The organism is Bacillus sp. ISL-55 (assembly GCF_018613155.1).
Classification (GTDB): domain Bacteria; phylum Bacillota; class Bacilli; order Bacillales; family Cytobacillaceae; genus Mesobacillus.
This window is the reverse complement of sequence record NZ_JAGGQU010000031.1, coordinates 164,432-182,390: the sequence shown is the minus strand read 5'-3', so window position 1 is coordinate 182,390 and position 17,959 is coordinate 164,432. Positions and strand designations below refer to the sequence as shown.

Annotated in this window: 18 protein-coding genes; 9 read left to right on the top strand and 9 right to left on the bottom strand. The window is 42.6% G+C overall.

The genetic code is table 11. The features are described from left to right. Window positions 1-430: 430 nt before the first annotated feature. Both J7E32_RS15650 and J7E32_RS15645 read right to left on the bottom strand, forming a co-directional pair. On the bottom strand, window positions 431-1,531 hold the full coding sequence (locus J7E32_RS15650) for an ABC transporter ATP-binding protein (protein ID WP_214908976.1): 1,101 nt from the start codon (window positions 1,529-1,531) through the stop codon (window positions 431-433). A gap of 125 nt (window positions 1,532-1,656) precedes the next feature. Further along, window positions 1,657-2,556 (bottom strand): PucR family transcriptional regulator, encoded by a 900-nt coding sequence (locus J7E32_RS15645; RefSeq protein WP_214908974.1) that lies wholly within the window; start codon window positions 2,554-2,556, stop codon window positions 1,657-1,659. Window positions 2,557-2,722: 166 nt separating this feature from the next. Here J7E32_RS15645 and J7E32_RS15640 point away from each other — a divergent pair, with 166 nt between their 5' ends. Then, window positions 2,723-2,983, top strand: a complete 261-nt coding sequence (locus J7E32_RS15640) for a metal-sensitive transcriptional regulator (protein WP_041966706.1) — start codon at window positions 2,723-2,725, stop codon at window positions 2,981-2,983. Between the two features lie 123 nt (window positions 2,984-3,106). On the opposite strand, the gene J7E32_RS15635 is transcribed toward J7E32_RS15640, so the two are convergent. The 6 genes from J7E32_RS15635 to J7E32_RS15610 all read right to left on the bottom strand — a co-directional run bounded on the left by J7E32_RS15635 (window position 3,107) and on the right by J7E32_RS15610 (window position 8,566). Further along, complete coding sequence (locus J7E32_RS15635; protein ID WP_214908971.1) at window positions 3,107-3,292, bottom strand: hypothetical protein; 186 nt, start codon at window positions 3,290-3,292, stop codon at window positions 3,107-3,109. Window positions 3,293-3,352: 60 nt separating this feature from the next. Beyond that, on the bottom strand, window positions 3,353-3,565 hold the full coding sequence (locus J7E32_RS15630; RefSeq protein WP_214908969.1) for a YheE family protein: 213 nt from the start codon (window positions 3,563-3,565) through the stop codon (window positions 3,353-3,355). 160 nt (window positions 3,566-3,725) lie between these two features. Then, window positions 3,726-4,910, bottom strand: a complete 1,185-nt coding sequence (locus tag J7E32_RS15625; RefSeq protein ID WP_214908966.1) for a YheC/YheD family endospore coat-associated protein — start codon at window positions 4,908-4,910, stop codon at window positions 3,726-3,728. After that, the gene (locus tag J7E32_RS15620) at window positions 4,907-6,274 is read right to left on the bottom strand and encodes a YheC/YheD family endospore coat-associated protein (RefSeq protein WP_214908964.1); all 1,368 of its coding nucleotides are present in this window, start codon (window positions 6,272-6,274) and stop codon (window positions 4,907-4,909) included. Before J7E32_RS15620 ends, J7E32_RS15625 begins: the two co-directional genes overlap by 4 nt. Continuing rightward, the gene (locus J7E32_RS15615; protein WP_214908962.1) at window positions 6,271-7,356 is read right to left on the bottom strand and encodes a YheC/YheD family endospore coat-associated protein; all 1,086 of its coding nucleotides are present in this window, start codon (window positions 7,354-7,356) and stop codon (window positions 6,271-6,273) included. The genes J7E32_RS15620 and J7E32_RS15615 overlap by 4 nt, the downstream gene beginning before the upstream one ends. 106 nt (window positions 7,357-7,462) lie before the next feature. Next, the gene (locus J7E32_RS15610; protein WP_214908960.1) at window positions 7,463-8,566 is read right to left on the bottom strand and encodes a YheC/YheD family endospore coat-associated protein; all 1,104 of its coding nucleotides are present in this window, start codon (window positions 8,564-8,566) and stop codon (window positions 7,463-7,465) included. Between the two features lie 204 nt (window positions 8,567-8,770). Between J7E32_RS15610 and J7E32_RS15605 the strand changes: the two genes are divergently transcribed. The 4 genes from J7E32_RS15605 to J7E32_RS15590 all read left to right on the top strand — a co-directional run bounded on the left by J7E32_RS15605 (window position 8,771) and on the right by J7E32_RS15590 (window position 13,039). Beyond that, window positions 8,771-9,130: a YlbF/YmcA family competence regulator gene (locus J7E32_RS15605; RefSeq protein WP_214908958.1), complete on the top strand. Its 360-nt coding sequence runs from the start codon at window positions 8,771-8,773 to the stop codon at window positions 9,128-9,130. Window positions 9,131-9,359: 229 nt separating this feature from the next. Further along, window positions 9,360-10,232: a Cof-type HAD-IIB family hydrolase gene (locus J7E32_RS15600; protein ID WP_214908956.1), complete on the top strand. Its 873-nt coding sequence runs from the start codon at window positions 9,360-9,362 to the stop codon at window positions 10,230-10,232. A 285-nt stretch (window positions 10,233-10,517) separates the two neighbouring features. After that, the gene (locus J7E32_RS15595; protein WP_214909027.1) at window positions 10,518-12,026 is read left to right on the top strand and encodes a coproporphyrinogen III oxidase; all 1,509 of its coding nucleotides are present in this window, start codon (window positions 10,518-10,520) and stop codon (window positions 12,024-12,026) included. Between the two features lie 218 nt (window positions 12,027-12,244). Then, complete coding sequence (locus J7E32_RS15590) at window positions 12,245-13,039, top strand: enoyl-CoA hydratase (protein ID WP_286183302.1); 795 nt, start codon at window positions 12,245-12,247, stop codon at window positions 13,037-13,039. A gap of 38 nt (window positions 13,040-13,077) precedes the next feature. On the opposite strand, the gene J7E32_RS15585 is transcribed toward J7E32_RS15590, so the two are convergent. Next, window positions 13,078-13,263, bottom strand: coding sequence for a YhzD family protein (locus tag J7E32_RS15585; protein ID WP_214908954.1), 186 nt, complete (start codon window positions 13,261-13,263; stop codon window positions 13,078-13,080). A 287-nt stretch (window positions 13,264-13,550) separates the two neighbouring features. Here J7E32_RS15585 and J7E32_RS15580 point away from each other — a divergent pair, with 287 nt between their 5' ends. From J7E32_RS15580 to J7E32_RS15565, 4 genes are all read left to right on the top strand, one after another. Next, window positions 13,551-14,450, top strand: coding sequence for an ABC transporter ATP-binding protein (locus J7E32_RS15580; RefSeq protein WP_214909023.1), 900 nt, complete (start codon window positions 13,551-13,553; stop codon window positions 14,448-14,450). Further along, window positions 14,443-15,696 (top strand): ABC transporter permease, encoded by a 1,254-nt coding sequence (locus J7E32_RS15575; protein ID WP_214908952.1) that lies wholly within the window; start codon window positions 14,443-14,445, stop codon window positions 15,694-15,696. The genes J7E32_RS15580 and J7E32_RS15575 overlap by 8 nt, the downstream gene beginning before the upstream one ends. 213 nt (window positions 15,697-15,909) lie before the next feature. After that, entirely contained in the window at window positions 15,910-16,605 is a 696-nt protein-coding gene (locus J7E32_RS15570) for a Type 1 glutamine amidotransferase-like domain-containing protein (protein WP_214909021.1), read from the top strand. A 122-nt stretch (window positions 16,606-16,727) separates the two neighbouring features. Beyond that, window positions 16,728-17,951: a metallophosphoesterase family protein gene (locus J7E32_RS15565; RefSeq protein ID WP_214908950.1), complete on the top strand. Its 1,224-nt coding sequence runs from the start codon at window positions 16,728-16,730 to the stop codon at window positions 17,949-17,951. Window positions 17,952-17,959: the final 8 nt, after the last annotated feature.

The following is a 17,959-nucleotide window of genomic DNA, read 5'->3' as shown; positions in this document are numbered from 1 at the left end:
CTGTCAGCCGGCAGTGGGACTTTTCGCATACCTCGATTGGTTGTCACCCCTTGCTGTAAGTGGTAAGATAGTATTTAGCAATAAATCGAATTTTTCTAAAAGGGATTCGGTGCGTTTACCTTTTTTTTATTGTTAAGGAAATTATAAAATTATTTAGGTGTGAATAACTGCATGTAGTTTTCTTAATCTAGCTTCAGCGCCTAGCCCCTCGAGTCGCTTGTCTAGCTGCGGCTCCTAACTCCTCGAGACGCTTCGGTCCTGCCCCTGAAGTCAAAGAACGACTTCACGGTCAGGCCCTCCAGCGCTTTTCGGAGTTGAACAGTCGCCTCCGCTTTTCGAGTTCGGTCCGCCCAATGAAGTCAAAGAACGACTTCACCGGTCGGACCTCCAGCGCTTGTCGGGGCTGACCAAGGCGCTTGCGCTTTTCCTATTACGGACGGATTCTACTTTCTGTTTCAGCATCAAAGAAGTGAACCTTATTCATATCGAATGCCAATTCAATTATCTGGCCTGGTGCAACATCAGTACGTGAATCAACACGTGCTACAAAGTCCTGGCCCTCGAATTGAGAGTAAATCATTGTTTCTGCACCAGTCAATTCGGAAACTTCGACAGTAGCCTTGATTGTAGCACCTTGAGAAGCATCGATGAATACTGGCTCGTCATGAAGGTCTTCTGGTCTTACGCCAAGGATGATTTCCTTGCCGACATAACCTTGAGAGCGAAGAACTTTCATTTTGCCTTCTGGAATAGCGATAGAAGAATTATTATTTGTAAATTTCCCTTCTTCAAGCTTACCAGTAAAGAAGTTCATGGAAGGCGATCCGATAAATCCGCCAACAAAAACATTTTCAGGATTTTCGTAAACTTCTTTAGGAGCTCCAACCTGCTGGATAATACCATCCTTCATGACTACAAGGCGAGTTGCCATCGTCATCGCTTCAGTCTGGTCATGCGTTACGTAAATAGTCGTTGTATCCAGACGGCGGTGAAGCTTTGCGATTTCTGCACGCATCTGTACACGAAGCTTTGCATCAAGGTTTGATAATGGTTCGTCCATTAAGAAGACCTTAGCATCACGGACAATGGCACGTCCCAATGCAACACGCTGGCGCTGACCACCAGAAAGTGCCTTTGGCTTACGGTCTAAGTATGGCTCAAGACCTAGGATTTTGGCAGCTTCTTGAACCCGGCGATCAATTTCATCCTTAGCGAATTTACGAAGCTTCAATCCGAATGCCATGTTATCGTAAACAGTCATGTGTGGATAGAGTGCATAGTTCTGGAAAACCATTGCGATATCACGGTCTTTTGGCGGTACATCGTTCACGCGCTTTCCATCGATGTAGAAATCTCCTTTAGAAATTTCTTCAAGTCCTGCAATCATACGAAGTGTAGTAGATTTACCGCAGCCAGATGGACCTACGAATACGATGAATTCTTTATCCTGGATGTGAAGGTTGAAGTCTTCAACTGCTGTTACTTTGTTATCATAAATTTTATAAATGTTGTCTAATTTTAACTCGGCCATTTTTTAAAGCCTCCCTGATTGTTTGTCTACAAAAACAGTTTAGCGGAAATGACCTAGAATAATCATCGGCAGGGTGCACAAAAATAATGTAAGCCCTTTTATGCAATTTGTTTAATGGTAATGATTCAGCGCAGTTCTTCATAAATGCTGGCTAGATAAACTACAACAGCTGCATCAAAATCCTTTAAGCTGACGCCGGTCTTCTCCATGAATTTGTCCAATCTGTATTGAAGAGTATTGCGATGGACATAAAGTTTTTTGGCCGAAAGAGAAGCGTTAGAATTACTTTCAAGAAATACCTTTATCGTCGCCATTAACTCTTTATCCTCCCCAAACGCTTCAAGGATGGTATTCTCTAGAATCTCTTTAAGATGATCTGGCAAATGTGCCGCTAGCAGCATCGGGAAAGCTTTTTCGAAGGTATATACAGCATCACGGTTGGTATGTGTGGTCAATTCCTCGAAAACCTTTTTTTCTTTTTTGAAAAAGTCTGGAAGCTGCATAGAAGCCTTCTGGAATTTGCCGATATAGAAGGAGATTTTTACATAAAAGTCGCTCTCAAGTGTTGAGGCAATGGAAAAAAGATCGTCTGCATTTTCCGGCACTTCCTTTTTTTCTTCAATGATGATTCCGTACGAATCCTTTACCCAAAGGGTTGTGTGGTCAGGGAAGAACCCTTTTAAAGCTTCATGGATTTCCTCAAATTCAATATTATTTGACTGCAACTTGAACTGGATAAAACGGACCTCGTCGAACGCTGTGGCTGGCAAAACACCATCATGGAAAAGAAATTGATTCCAGGAATGCGCTGCCCCTGTTAGATGTGTATTATTTTCCAACTCGACAAATTCAAACAAGTTTTTCATTAGTTCAAGCTGGCTTTCAGAAATTTTATTTTTGGGAATACCAATCCACAAAGGACTTTGATCTGCCTCTTTAAACCAGTAGTAATCAGGTGATGAAGGCAGTGGGTTATTTTCATGCGTGACAGAATCAGGGAAATAAGATAATATTTTATTAATCATATAAGTATCCTCAGATTTAATTTGATAAAAGCTGACATATCTTTTATTATAACAGGTGTAGCTTTTAAATGTTAATTCGCTCAAAGTGCTATAACTGGTAGAAAAAAGGAAAAAACGCTGGTATAATAGATACAATACGGGGTACCGTAAGAGAGAGGTGTAGGAAATGGAATACACAACAGAAATGAAAAATCGTTTGAAGCGATTAGAAGGCCAGGTACGCGGAGTCATCCGCATGATGGAAGAAGAAAACCACTGCAAGGATGTTGTTACCCAATTATCAGCTGTCCGTTCCGCAGTAGACCGCGCGATTGGTTTTATCGTCGCTAAGAACCTTGAATCTTGCATCACTGAAGCAGCTCAGGAAGGCAAAGATGCCGACGAAGCGATCAAAGAAGCAGTAAATATGATTGTAAAAAGCAGATAAGACACCAGCATCCTTTTAGGATGTGGTGTCTTTTTTTTGTTTGAGAATACAGTATTAATTTTAATACTAAGATTAGTGTTTAGCTCCAGCGCTTGTCGGGACTGTTCAAGGCGCTTACGCTTTTCATTCGTTCGGCGGGTCTTCTGGGTAAAGGTCATGGCTTTCACCGATATTGGGTGTACTGTCCAATCTGTGTACAGTACCGCCGGCCATGCCTTCATTGATCATCCGGTCAACATCGACGTAAACCTCTTCCCGTCCCTCATATTGCAAGTCCTCAGCGAACTTCTTGCTCCGTTTTTGTTTCATGATATCCTCCTTCACCGTTTTTAAGCTTAGAATTCCGGAAAAGGAGCAGAATCATACACCTTATTTGTCATATACATGGAAGAGCATCAGCTCGTGGATTTGTTCTTTCAACTGATGGATATGCTCGACGGATGGCTCCTCAGAGGTCCACTCGATATCCCCGTTTTGATGATAGATTCCCGTAAACTTCTGCTTGTTAAAATAAAATGAAAAATGCCAGCCGGGCATATCCTTATTTTCGTATAATGATTTGAATTGAAAATGAGTAATCAATCTGATTCCCCCTGTGAAAATGTCTTTTTCATCATTATATAGTATTCGAGCAAGAAGAAGTGCAGATAAACCCTTATTGAAATGAAGGAGAAGGATAGAGAAAATAAAAAAGGAGCCGCGGTTCATTGCGGCCCACAAGAATTGTACCTGGGAACTTCCATCAAAATCCTGTTTTCCTGAAAAATAAATCGACGAGAGCGGAGATTCTTTTTTCCTCAATCTGGGGTTCGTCGAAGCTCATTGGTTTAGAGTTGACTTCATAAATGACATAATGGCCTTTTTCTGTGACCCCAGCATCAAGGGAGAATTCTCCGAAATAGCCTAACTCTTCAGTTAGCAGCTGTCCGATTTCTTTTACGGCCCAGTCGAAAAATTGGTCATGTCTGTCATTTTTTACCTTAATATAGGGGAGCATGATACCTCCGTTTGGCAGGTGGGTGGTCAGGTCCTGCTTCCGTGATTGGCGAATGCCGATTCCAGTCACTTCGTACCCATCCGGTCCGTCATGGGCATGGACGCGGAAGTCGAATCGTTTGCCATCGATGGCTGTCGGAGTGACTTCTTTCTGGGCAATATACTCGTATTTTAACAGTTGCCTCGATTTAACCTTCCAGAATTCCTTTATGCCAGGATAAAGATGGCGATGTGAATGGCTGTCGAATTCTATTTGCCCATCTTTTTGCCGGAGCCGGAATATCCCAATCCCTTTAGAAGATGAAGCAGGCTTCAGGTAAATGCGCTCATGCTTATCAAGGAAGGCGGCTAACTGAATCATCGATTTCACAGCAATGCTTTCAGGCATTAGCTTTCTTAATTGTGGATGTCTGGCAAATAATGAATACAGCTTGTTTTTATTGATAAAGGCAGGATTGAAAAATGGGATTCCGAGCGCTGTCAGGTAGTTAACGGCATCTTTAAAGGCTGGCTGATGCTCTGCTTTTCGGAAGGGGACACGATTGAAAACAAGGTGAGGCAGAGGTGTTCTCACAGGAATCCATTTTCGAGCATCAGGCAAAAATACGAACCCGGTGAGTCCATCTTTGATGATGGTTTCAGGAGGAAAGACGACAATCAATCCATTCCGTTTCAGCATCTCTGTCTGAAGTGCCTGAAACAATGAACCATTGCCGGAAAGAGACATATTCTTGCTCATTGAGGTCATGATTCCAACCAGCGGTCCGATATTTTCCTGCTTGTTTTTCAATAAAAACTGTTTGCTGCTCTGCGGGAGTGTCTCTGATGAAGCGGCAGGGACGCTGATTTTATTAAAGCCAAAGCTGAATTTTTCGCCAGCTTTGGCTTCATGCGTCCATTCCTTGGATTCAGCATTATAGCGGAGAATCATTTGAAAATATCCTCAGGGGCCGTAATGGCTTTCTCTGCTAAAAAAATGCCGAATGATAGAGACAGCTTTCTTGTGAGCAGATCAAAATTCTTTAGCTTTGGATGCTTAAAGATCGATCGTCCTGGCTTTGAGTTGGCTTCAAAAAGCCAAACCTTTCCCGATTTATCGATTCCTAAGTCAAAGCCAATCTCGCCTATGATTCCCTCCATATTCTTTTCCAAAATGGAACTTAACAGCAGAGATGCTTCAGAAAGTTTCTTCTCACAAAGCTCCCTCTCGGTTCTGTCTTCAAACAATTCATCAAGGGATTTTACGACTCCTCCATTATTCACATGGGTGGTCACGCTGCCCTGGCCGGCAATTTTTGCGGCGATTGCTGCAACTTGCCACTGCCCGTATTCATCTTTATTTGTATGGACTCTGAAATCAATGAGTCTTTTTTCGGATCTAAGCAGGCTTATACCCTGCTGAACAATCATCTGGGAAAGATTTCGCTTGTGAAAGACCTTCTTCATTAACTTTTCAAGGCTTTCAAACCTGGTTAACTTATTAATGCCCTCCTGATCACGGTAACGGCAATAATAATAGCCATTGTGTTTATCATATAAAATTTGGTGGATTCCCAGTCCAAGACTTCCATTAGCCGGTTTGACATAGACGTTTCCATAGTTTGCAAGCATTCTTTCAATTACGGAAAAAGAAGAGAATTGATGTGTTTCAGGAAGGTACTCTGTTGCACGCTCATCCTGCTGCAAACGCTCAAATACATCCAGCTTGCTGAAAAAGCCTGGATTATACCAGGGAATCAAGTAATCGGTCTGCATCCTCGATTTCAAGCTGCGAAGTTCCGATTTTCTTTCGGTGCGCCGATTTGGCAGACGATCGTACACAACATTGGGGAATGGCACCTTAATTTTCATCCAGTCACCATCGACAAAGAAATAACCCTCGATCAATCCTTGATCCCAGTCAATATGTTCCTCGCCAAAGACGAAGGGAAGGGCACCTACAGATTTATTGACCGAGAGCAGCTTGGCGAAGAACATGGACCTCTCACCAATCGGTCTCAAAGGAAAAGGTGTGAATCCAGACGTCAGAATACCTATCAGGGGCCCGATAAACAATGTATGCTGATCGAAAAAAATATGCAATGAAGTTGATAAATCAGGCATCGAAAGCTCCTTCTGCACATCATTACTAAGTACGATCACATTTCTTCCTTTAGGATGTGGTGCACATGTAACATCAACTACCTTGTTGCCAAAAGCGATTTTATTGATTTCCTTATGATGTGTCAGATCAGCAGGTAAAAAGACTAGTTGCTTGGAGTGTGAAATGACTTCAACAGGATATTTTTTTCTCATAAGCGCTGTTCCTCTCTTTCTGGCAGAATTTTCGAAAGGACTCTGGCATATTCAAGCGGTGCATTATATAGAACCTCTTTCAGGTCCGGATTTGTTGAAGCAATGACTTTTCTGCCAGGCTTTGAATTTGTATCAAGCACCCATAGGGCATGGTTCTTTGTTACACCAATATCTACGCCCAACTCAAAAAGCCGAGGAAAAGATGCTTCAAGGATACCGGGCAGCATGGAGAGAATTTCCTCCATTTCGTGTAAGATGAATCTTTTTGAACGGGTACTCAGTGAATTGGTATACTCTTCAAGTGGCAGGATTTCTCCGCCGGCACGCAAGTTTGAAAGGATTCCATCCTTGCTGCCGCGGCGGACTCCCTTGCCGCGCACAATCCATTTTTCCTCAGAATCCTTTTGCAGCAGTACTCTTATGTCAAAAGGACAATTTTGCGTATCGGAAAGTTCTAGATAAGGCTGCATCATATACTCTTTTTTACTCAACAGGCTGTCGAGCCATTCCTCCGTCTCAGAGGTAGAATGGAAAGTTTTTGTAGATAATCTGCCGCCAGGATCAGCTGAAATTTCAAACTCTCCACCTGACTTTTCAATTTTATAAATCCCTGCGCCACCAGAACCGAAGATCGGTTTCAAGACTGCTTTTTTCATAGCCTCCAGCTGAGCAACAACATCTTTTCCGCTTCCGATAAGAGTCGTTTTCGGGATGTATGGAGACAGGGAGGATTTCGACAGAACCTCGTATATGGCCCATTTATTTGGCAAGCCATTTCCCAGGAAGGTAATATCCGCTTTTTTCTTGAGCCATTTCACAATCGCCATCGCCTGCTTCGATAAAGGATCATTTGTATAAAAACATCGGTCATAAACGATCATCGGGAGCGGAAATTCGGACTTAACCCAGCAGTCTTTATTGTGGTCGAATTTTTCTCCCGATACCAATTGTGTTACTGGATGGATTTTAGCCGGTGAGAACCGAAAGCAGGTGAACATGGCTGGATTCGCTCTCCTGGCAATCTCGGTAAAATAGGTTAGTTCACTTTTAAAAGAAAGTGACATCATTCCGAAGGTAATCATTTGCATTACTCCTTTTGTGCAGGGATAAGAAAGTATAATTCTCGCTTATAGAAATGTTCAGCTGCAGCGCTTGTCGGGGCTGACCAAGGCGCTTGCGCATTTCAGTTTATAGCTGGCAAAGTCCATAGCAATGGTCGATAATGGCTTTTGTTGACGGCCTTATTTTCGTGCCGCGTTCTTCAAAGTTTTTGGAAGGCTTGGAGTTTGCTTCGATCAGCCATAGGTTCCCTTTAATATCAATTCCAATATCAATCCCCAGCTCAGCTGTGAGTCCTTCAGCATTTCTGCTGATGACTTCTGCAATCTCCAAGGCCAGCTCTTTCATTAACGCCAACTGATGCCTCGCTTGTTCCTTTCCAAAAATCAAAGCGAGAGTATGCCCTGGTTTCATGACTTCGCCTCCGCGGGCTATATTAGATACGAAAAGCTGTTCGGCAGAAACTCTGGCAACGATGGAAGTAACCTTCCAGAACTGCTGGGCGTTTTTATGACAGAGAACCCTGAAGTCCATCCTTCTGCCATTTAGCTCTGATAGATGTACACCCTGTTGAATGATGCATAGCCGCTTTCCAACTATGGGATTGATGACACGGGCCAGTTCTGATACATGTTTGAAGCCCGGAAGATCCCTGGCCGGCATTGAAGATAATGATGCATTGATCATCCCGTCATTTTTGGCCACCTGGATAATATTGCGTCCCTGGCTGCCATGAACAGGCTTGATGTATAGCTCATCATGCTTTTCGAGCATGGTTTCGAGCTGACTGGCGGAATATAGATGCGTTTCAGGTATGAACGAATGCAAATGGTCTTCTTTCAATAGTGATTCATGTATTTCCCACTTTGAAAGAAACCTGTGATTAAATATCTTTATTCCCAGAGAATCCAATTTATTTAAAAATCCCTTAAATCCTTTGCTGATTTCGGTCCTTCGGGATGAAACCCGGTTGTAGATGACAGCGGGAAATGGAAAAATTCCTTTTTTCCAGTCATCTGCATTGTCATCGTATGAATAGCCCTCGACTCCTTCATCAGAAAAGCCTTTCAGTGAAAATACATAAAAACTTCCGCCTTGTTCAGAAACTCCCTGGTGAAGCTCTTCGCAAAAGGAGTGGACTTTACCGAAGTCAGGTCCGTTATCTTCTTTTATTTCAGTCAGCAAAGCAATGACGGGATTGATGGGTAAGCTTTTCGATTTTGCTGGCGTCATAGCTTCTCCTCATTTTCTTTTTGGGTGAATAAGAAAACTTGCTACTGTAATATAGGCAAACACACATATTGCATCCTATGAATAGTAGTTGTTATTGGTGATTTCATAATAGGAGGTGGATTGTGCATAATCCGAACTTTTGGCATTCAGCAACATAGTTTGTTATAGTGGTGTGGAGCGTTTAACGTAGAAGGAGTGATTTGAATGGCAGTAAATCTTTACGATTCAGCCTACGAATTGGAAAAAGCAATCAGGAACAGTGCGGAGTACACAGAATTAAAAAAACTTTATGATGCTGTAAACAGCGATGAATCAGCAAAAAGAATGTTTGAGAACTTCCGCAATATCCAGCTGCAGCTTCAGGAGAAGCAAATGACTGGGCAGGAAATTACTCAGGAAGAAGTAGAGCAGGCGCAAAAGACAGTGGCACTTGTCCAGCAGCATGAGTTAATCTCAAAGCTGATGGAAGCAGAGCAAAGAATGAGCATGGTTATTGGCGAACTTAACCAGGTCATCATGAAGCCTCTTGAAGAGCTTTACGGAAATCCGAACCAGCAGCAATAATAGAATGGCAAACTCCCGCCCTTGTGCGGGAGTTTTTTGTTGTTGTGAAAAAAAGGGGGAATTGTCCGTCATCTATGACTCTTTTTAAAGGCAAGACTCGCTTGCGTTTACCCTGACAAGAGAATCCCCAAAGGAAGCTAAGTCAAAATCTGGCCCATGTTCTATTCTCTCGGTTTCTATCATACAAGTTAAATAAGGACAAAAACACCGAAGAAATGGGGGCATAATTATGATTTACCGTCTTCTTGCGCTTAACGTGGATGGAACGATTATCCAATCAAATGGAAGGCTCCATAAATCCACGAGGGATGCGATTGAGTACGTTCAGCAAAAAGGAGTTTACGTGACTCTAGTAACTTCAAGAAGCTTTCCATCTGCCAAAAAAGTGGGTAAAGCGCTGAAAATAAATTCATTGCTTGTAACTCATCTTGGATCCTATATTTCTAATGATCTTCGAAGTGAACCGGTTTTTGAAAAACGGATCCCAGAAGATGTAACCTTCCAGCTTGTCAGGTTCCTGGAAAGTTTCCCGTGCCAGATCCGCCTTGTGCATGAAAAGTTTTCACTGGCAAACAAGTATAAATTAAACCATAACCTGCTGGCGAAAACCGTGTTTACATCAGGCGATCCTATTTTTTACTCACAGCAATTCACGGATTCTATCAGTGAAACCCTGGTCAATGAGCCAGTCTCTCCTCCTAAAATCGAAGTCTATTTCGAGTACGAAGAAGATTTGAAGGATGCGCAGCAGGCGATACATGGGATGTTCTCAGAAGTGTCCCTGTCCAAGCTGAATGATTACAGGCTGGATATCCTGCCTGAGGGTGTCTCAAAACTAAATGGTCTGATCCAGTTAGGTGAACACCTTGGCATAAAGCTGAAAGAAATGGTCGCAATTGGCGATGGGCATGATGACATTGAAATGATCGAAGCCTGCGGACTTGGCGTCGCCATGGGGAATGCTTCAGTAGAAGTAAAAAAAGCTTCGGATTGGGTAACCCGATCGAATAACCAGCATGGTGTCAGCTATATGGTCAAGGAACATTTCCGCAAGCAGCAGCCAATTGAATTCCTGAAGAAAATGAATATAATAAAAATGTAAAATACGAGCATGCCTGATGCTGATCACAGGCATGCTTTTGCTGTGTTTGGGAATATATTGTGGATTTAAGAATATATCAGGGTGTTTAAGGAAAATATGAAAAAATTTTTAAGAATATAAGTGTTGGATTCAGGAATATGTGAGGTTATTAAGTAAATTAGATCAGTGGTCAATAATACTCAATCCGAATTATAACGAAAACTGGTAGCTTTTGCACTGTCTTGACCTTTGAATCATACTTCTATTACACTTATTGGAGCACGTTTAATGAAAAAGGTGAATCTCATGAGAATTAATATAAATGGAATACAAGATGACAGATTACTGCGTCCTTTAGGATTAATCGCTAATTTATTCTTTGAAGAATCAGAAGTCAGATTAAGCGAGACAGGTCAGGAAGTTGATGCGGTAATTGATTTTGATGTTCAAAATGCCGACGGGGAGTTTCTGGTAAAAGCTGCTTTGGCGGCAAATGGCAAGAATTTTACAGCAGAGGCCAACAAAGAAATTCCAGCTGGCTTGAGCGATAAAGAAGAATTCAAACTGCTTAAGACCGTCATTTCCAGAGCCTATTTAACAGTGCTCCAGGACTGGACGGGAATGATCCAGAAGTGGGGCATATTGACCGGAGTCCGTCCTACTAAGCTATTGCATAAAAGGCTTCGTGAAGGAATGAATCAGCAAGATGCACATAGAGAATTGAAAGAGCAGTATTTGATATCCGATGAAAAAATACAGCTCATGCAGCAAATTGTTGACCGTCAGCTTGCTGTCCTGCCTGACTTGTATGATCTGAAAAATGGTGTAAGCATTTATATTGGCATCCCATTTTGCCCGACGAAGTGTGCATACTGCACCTTCCCGGCTTATGCGATCAATGGCCGACAGGGGTCAGTGGATTCTTTCCTAGGCGGCCTTCACTACGAAATCCGCCAAATCGGCGACTGGCTGAAGAAGAATGATATCAAGATTACAACGGTTTACTATGGAGGCGGCACACCGACCTCGATTACCGCTGAAGAAATGGATATGCTGTATGAAGAAGTTCAGCAGGCATTCCCGGATGTTGAGAATATCAGGGAAGTGACCGTTGAAGCAGGCCGGCCGGACACAATTACACCTGAAAAACTTGAAGTGCTGAAAAAGTGGAATATCGACCGGATTAGTATCAATCCACAGTCATACATTCAGGAAACCTTAAAGGCAATTGGCCGTCACCATACAGTGGAAGAAACGATTGAGAAATTCCATCTGGCCCGCGAGATGGGTATGAACAATATAAACATGGATTTGATTATCGGCCTTCCAGGTGAAGGCACAGAGGAGTTTGCCCACACCCTTGCAGAAACGGAAAAGCTAATGCCGGAATCTTTGACTGTCCACACTCTTTCTTTTAAAAGAGCCTCAGAAATGACCAGGAATAAACAAAAATATAAAGTTTCTGGCCGCGATGAAATAGAAAAAATGATGAACATGGCTGAATCATGGACGAAGGACCATGACTACGTCCCGTATTATCTGTACAGGCAGAAGAACATATTAGGCAACCTGGAGAATGTCGGCTACGCTTTCCCTGAGCAAGAGAGCCTGTACAATATTATCATCATGGAAGAGCAGCAAACCATCATTGGCCTTGGATGCGGAGCAGCAAGTAAGTTCATAGACCCGGAAACAGGTATCATCACGCAATTCTCGAATCCAAAGGATCCAAAGTCATATAACGATAGCTTTGAAGAATACGCCAATAAAAAGATCGAAATTCTCGATACTTTGTTTAATAAAGCGACAATCTAATGATGAAAAAGCTCCCGAAGATGAATCTCGGGAGCTTTTCGTTTTGAAATAAGTTTTATTCCATAGTAGGGACTAGCAATCTCCTGTTAAAGACTTATAATTCCGCGAAGTGGAAAAAAGCTACAATTTCTTTAAAAAATCTAAATAGTAAGAAAAAAGGTTTTTAAATATAACTTCTCCCTATATAATAAAAATATAAGGATAAATGGAGGGGATGAATGGTGGCGATTGAATTTTCAACGGACACTGTAAAATTGAACATTAATGGACGTGTTGCGGTTCTCGAGCTGAACAGGCCTGAAGCACTGAATGCTCTTGATGTGGAAATGATTAAGGGAATCACGATGAGTCTGAAGGAAATCTGCAAGTCGGATGAGATTGATATCGTATTAATTAAAGGAGCCGGGCGGGCCTTTTCTGCTGGCGGTGACATTAAAACGATGCTTTCCAATACAAATGAAAGCGATTTCTACCATGTGATGGACGATATTCACGATATGATTGTGACTTTGTACAGCATGCCAAAGGTAACAATCTCAGCCGTTACAGGTGCTGCGGCAGGCCTGGGATTCAGCCTGGCGCTCGCGACAGATTACATAATCGCAGAGCCATCCAGCAAGATTGCGATGAATTTCATTGGCATCGGCTTGATTCCGGATGGCGGAGGCCACTTTTTCATGGAGGAGCGCCTTGGAGAAACGAAGGCGAAGCAACTGATATGGGAAGGCAAGACGCTTTCTGCCAATGAAGCCCTGACACTGGGACTTATCGACGAAGTACCAACGGGAGATTTTGCAGATGCAATTGAAGGAAAGCTAGAAGAATGGCTGAACAAACCGGTTCAGGCTATGATCAAAACAAAGAAAATCCTAGCTGAGAAAAACAGGCCTAATCTATTGAAAATTCTTGAACTGGAAAAATACGGACAATTTAAAATGCGCCAGACTGAAGACCATCAGGAGGGTATTAAAGCTTTCCTAGAGAAAAGGAAGCCGCAATTTAGAGGTAAGTAAAGAGAAAAGCAAAGAGGAGTGACCTCTTTGCTTTTTTCTTACGGGTGGAAAAGAACCAATTTTCCTCTAGGTGATGTACAGCGGTGCGTCTTGTCGCTGAGGTTTTTTTCTTCAAGCATTCTTGCCCCGATTTCCTTTGCCTCTTCATCATTGCCGGCCTGGAATGACTCGTCAATCAATTTTTCCCCATTTGGTTCAAAGGCTGTCAGTTTGTAAATGTCCATCGCAACTTCCCCTTTTTTAAAAGATTAGTAAGTACAAATTTAACTTCGATAATGGTCCAGCTCCAGCGCCTAGCCAGTTTTCATCCCTGCTAGTTCTTCTTTGAACAGCTTGAGTCGCTTGCCTAGCTGCAGTTCCGAGGTGCCTAAGCTTTTCTTGCAAAATTCAGATGATTACTATTATTTTTGCATAACTTTTTTAAATATGCAAAATAAAAAATATATTTAAAATATGAAACTATTACCCTGTAAAATTCGTAGTAATTTATTGGAAAAGGAGGAAGATGAATATGGTCTTACAGCTGGAACAGGTTACAAAGAGATTTGGCAATTTCACAGCAGTGAATCAGCTTTCACTCAATATACCAGAAAAAGAAATGTTCGGATTCCTTGGTGCAAATGGCGCCGGGAAGACAACGACCTTCCGGATGATCCTTGGTCTCCTTGATGTCTCAGATGGAAGGATCACGTGGGATGGAAAGCCAATAAATTATGAAACGAGCAGTATCATCGGTTACCTGCCTGAGGAAAGAGGACTTTATCCAAAACTTAAAGTTCGCGAGCAAATCGTCTATCTTGCAAGATTAAGAGGGATGCAAAAACAGGCAGCCCTCAGAGAGCTTGATTACTGGCTAAATCGCTTCAAGGTGCCAGAGTATGCGGATAAAAAGGTTGAGGAGCTTTCAAAGGGTAACCAGCAAAAAATCCAGTTTATTGCCGCCGTCATCCATAAGCCAAGGCTGCTGATCCTTGATGAACCTTTTAGCGGGCTGGACCCGGTGAATGTGGAGCAATTAAAGGAAGCGGTCCTCGAACTCAAAAATGCTGGTACTACTATCGTATTTGCAAGCCACCGGATGGAGCATGTGGAAGAAATGTGTGAGCACATTTGCATCATGCACAAAGGAAGTCCAGTAGTCCATGGGTCACTGAGAGAAATCAAACGTTCCTTCGGGAAAAAGAATCTGGTCATCCATGCGGATTTTGATACTTCACTCCTGAAAGAGTACCCTGGCGTGACAAAAGCAAAAATGACGGCAGAGGGAATCCACCTCCAGATCTCAGGTGAGCAGGTTGCCGAAGACATCTTAAAAGATATAGTTGGCAAAGGATTCATCCGCAAGTTTGTCCTTGAAGAACCAAGTCTAAATGATATTTTCATTGAAAAGGTTGGTGATTCATATGAATAATTTTTTTATCATCCTAATCCATACATACATGAGCAAGTTGAAAACGAAATCCTTTTTAGTTACAACGATCCTGACCGTAGGAATTATGCTGGCGCTAACAAATATGACAAACATCATCGATTTTTTCAATAAAGGTGACGAGACCGATAAAATCGCTGTCATTGACGAGACAGGCCAGCTTTTTAAGCCGCTGAATGAGCAAATGAAGATGGTCAACGAAGAGCTTGTCCTGGAAAAGTATGATGGAAATGAAGAAAGTGCCAGGAAAGCAGTCGAGGAAGGGAAATATAAAGGCTTGCTTCAATTAAGCCTTAACGATGAAGAGCTTCCGTCAGCTTCCTACAAAGCGATGAGCATTGCGGATTCTGCTATTCCTGGAGACCTGCAGGCGGCATTACAGCAGATTAAAACGGCGATGGCATCCACTCAAATCAATATCGCTCCAGATCAATTGGAAAAACTTTATGCTCCAGTAGAATTTGAAAAATCTGCTCTTGAAGAAGATGCCAAGACGGAAGAGGAACTGAATCAGGCACGAGGGTTGGTTTATGTTCTTCTTTTCATCATTTATTTTGCGGTCATCATGTACGCCAACATGATTGCTATGGAAGTCGCGACTGAAAAATCATCAAGAGTAATGGAAATTATGATATCCAGTGTATCCCCTATCAAGCAAATGTTTGCGAAGATTCTTGGGATTGGGCTATTAAGCTTGACTCAGCTGGCCGTTCTCTTGCTTGTCGGGTACTTCTCGATCAAAAAGAATCTTGATAGTATGGAAGGTGGATTCTTCGAGTTCTTCGGTTTTGGAAATATCGCAGGCAGCACAATCGCATATGCAGTCATTTTCTTCATCTTAGGGTATTTCCTGTATGCGACTATGGCAGCCTTCCTTGGCTCTCTTGTCAGCCGGATTGAAGATGTACAGCAGATGATCACACCGATGACACTCCTGGTTGTAGCTGGTTTCATGATGGCGATGTTCGGGCTGGGACAGCCAGAAGCGCCATTTGTAAAATATACATCCTTCATTCCGTTTTTCTCGCCGATGCTGATGTTCCTGCGTGTAGGGATGCTGAACATTCCTTTCTGGGAAATCGCCCTATCAATCGGAATCCTTGTTGCTACAATTACCTTCTTGGCTATATTTGGTGCCAGAGTCTACCGAGGCGGCGTCCTGATGTACGGAAAATCAAATTCATTCAAGGACATCAAAAAAGCATTGCAGCTAACCAAAAACGAATAATGGTAAAAGCCGTAATCCTCGGATTGCGGCTTTTTTACAGGGAGGATTTCGAAATACGTAGTGGAATATTTATAAGGGATAACGTGGGATCTGCCCGAAAAGGAGCGGTAACAAAAATTTGGGTAATATAAAGAAGAACCTGTGCACGAAAGGAAGATGGAACCAGAATTCTAACCGAAAGATTACCATTTTACTAGAAGGAGAGTGTTCATGTTGAGGCAGATTATTGCTATGGGCGGAGGAGGTTTTTCGATGGAGCCGGAGAACCCGCTATTGGATTTGTATATCCTGGGACAGTCTGAAAAGCAGACGCCAAAGGTTTGCTTCGTGCCGACTGCCAGCGGGGATGCTGACAATTATATTACGAGGTTCTATACAGCTTTTGAAAGACATGAATGTACACCATCACATCTTTCATTATTTAGTCCGCCCACAAGGGACCTGGAATCCTATGTTATGGATAAGGATATTATCTATGTTGGAGGAGGAAATACAAAGAACCTGCTAGCTCTTTGGAAGGAATGGGGACTTGATATCATCCTCCGAAAAGCCTGGCAGCAGGGAAAAATAATGGCTGGTGTTAGCGCTGGTTCGATCTGCTGGTTTGAGGAAGGGGTAACAGATTCTTTTGGCAGCGGACTTGAACCGCTGAAGACTCTCGGGTTTTTAAAAGGGAGTAATTGCCCGCATTATGATGGGGAAAAGGAGCGCCGGCCCGCGTATCAGAGTTTCGTTGGTTCGGCCAGGATTAAAGCGGGGTATGCAGCAGATGACGGGGCGGCTCTGAATTTTATTGATGAGCAACTAGTAAAGGCAGTAAGCTCAAGACAGGAAGCAAAAGCATACCGTGTTTGGATGGAAGAGCAAAAAGTGAAGGAAGAGGCAGTGAAAACGATATATCTTGGGTAAAAGTGAAACTGCAGTTCAGAAGAGAACTGCAGTTTTTTTTGCAATCTAGCTAACAGAACGTGCATTCGTATTTTTGGAGTGTTAAAATAAAAGTAAAAATAGGACGGGAAAGGAATAACCAAATGAAACAGGTGAAGTTTTTACATACTGCCGACCTTCATCTTGATAGTCCGATGGTCGGTCTGAGGCATCTGCCCAAAGCAATTTTTCAAAGGTTGCAGGAGAGTACTTTTACAGCCTTGAAAAATATTACGGATGCTGCGATTAAACATGAAGTTGATTTTGTCATCATTGCAGGTGATTTATACGATGCTGAGGACCGGAGCATACGGGCTCAGGCTTTTCTTCGCAATGAAATGGGGAGGCTCGCTGACAAAGGGATTAAGGTATATGGTATTCACGGTAACCATGACCATCTTGGCGCAAAAACTGTGAGTATTGATTTTTCTGAAAATGTTCACATTTACTCAGATCAGGTGGAAAAGGCTGATTTTAGGAAACATGATGGAACTCTTGTCCATTTGTACGGTTTCAGCTATCCTGAGCGGCATGTCATGGAGCGATGGATTGAGAAGTATAAAAAGATTGATGGTGCGGATTTTCACATTGGTTTGCTTCATGGCCATTTTGAGGGAGTGAGTGATCATGGGAAATACGCTCCTTTCAGGTTATCCGAGCTTATTGATAAAGACTATGATTATTGGGCACTTGGCCACATTCATAAGAGGGAGTTTTTGTCGCAGCAGCCTTATGTTGTCTATCCGGGCAATCCCCAGGGACGAAACAGGAGGGAGCTCGGCGAAAAAGGGGCGTTTATTGTTAAGTTGACAGAAGCAGGATCCGAGGTTTCTTTTATTGAAACAGCAGATGTGATATGGGATGAAGCAGTTATTGATGCGAATGATTCGTTAAGCTTCAATGCCATATATGAAAAATGCCTGGCCGTCCTTGATGGGAAAAGAAGGGAAGGAAAAGGGGTCCTGCTGGATATCCGGATTGATAATCTGGATTCGGGTCAGAAAGATGTCATTGAAAAAGCAGCCAGTGGTGAGCTCCTTGAACTTCTGCAGGAAGCTGAAAAGGATGAGGAGTCTTTTGTCTGGGTGCACAGGCTTAAATTTACTGAAAACATTGCTGTCGACCGCGCTGAATTGATTAAGCAAAGCGATTTTTATGAGGAGTTATTCAATTCTATTGAGCAATACGATGATATAAAAGACTCACTGTCTCCATTATTCCAGCACAGCCAGGCTAGAAGGCATTTGGTGCTGCTGTCGGAAAGTGAAAAAGAACAGCTGGTTGAGGATGCTGAAAGGATTCTGCTTCAGATTCTCCTGAAAAATTAATGAAAGGA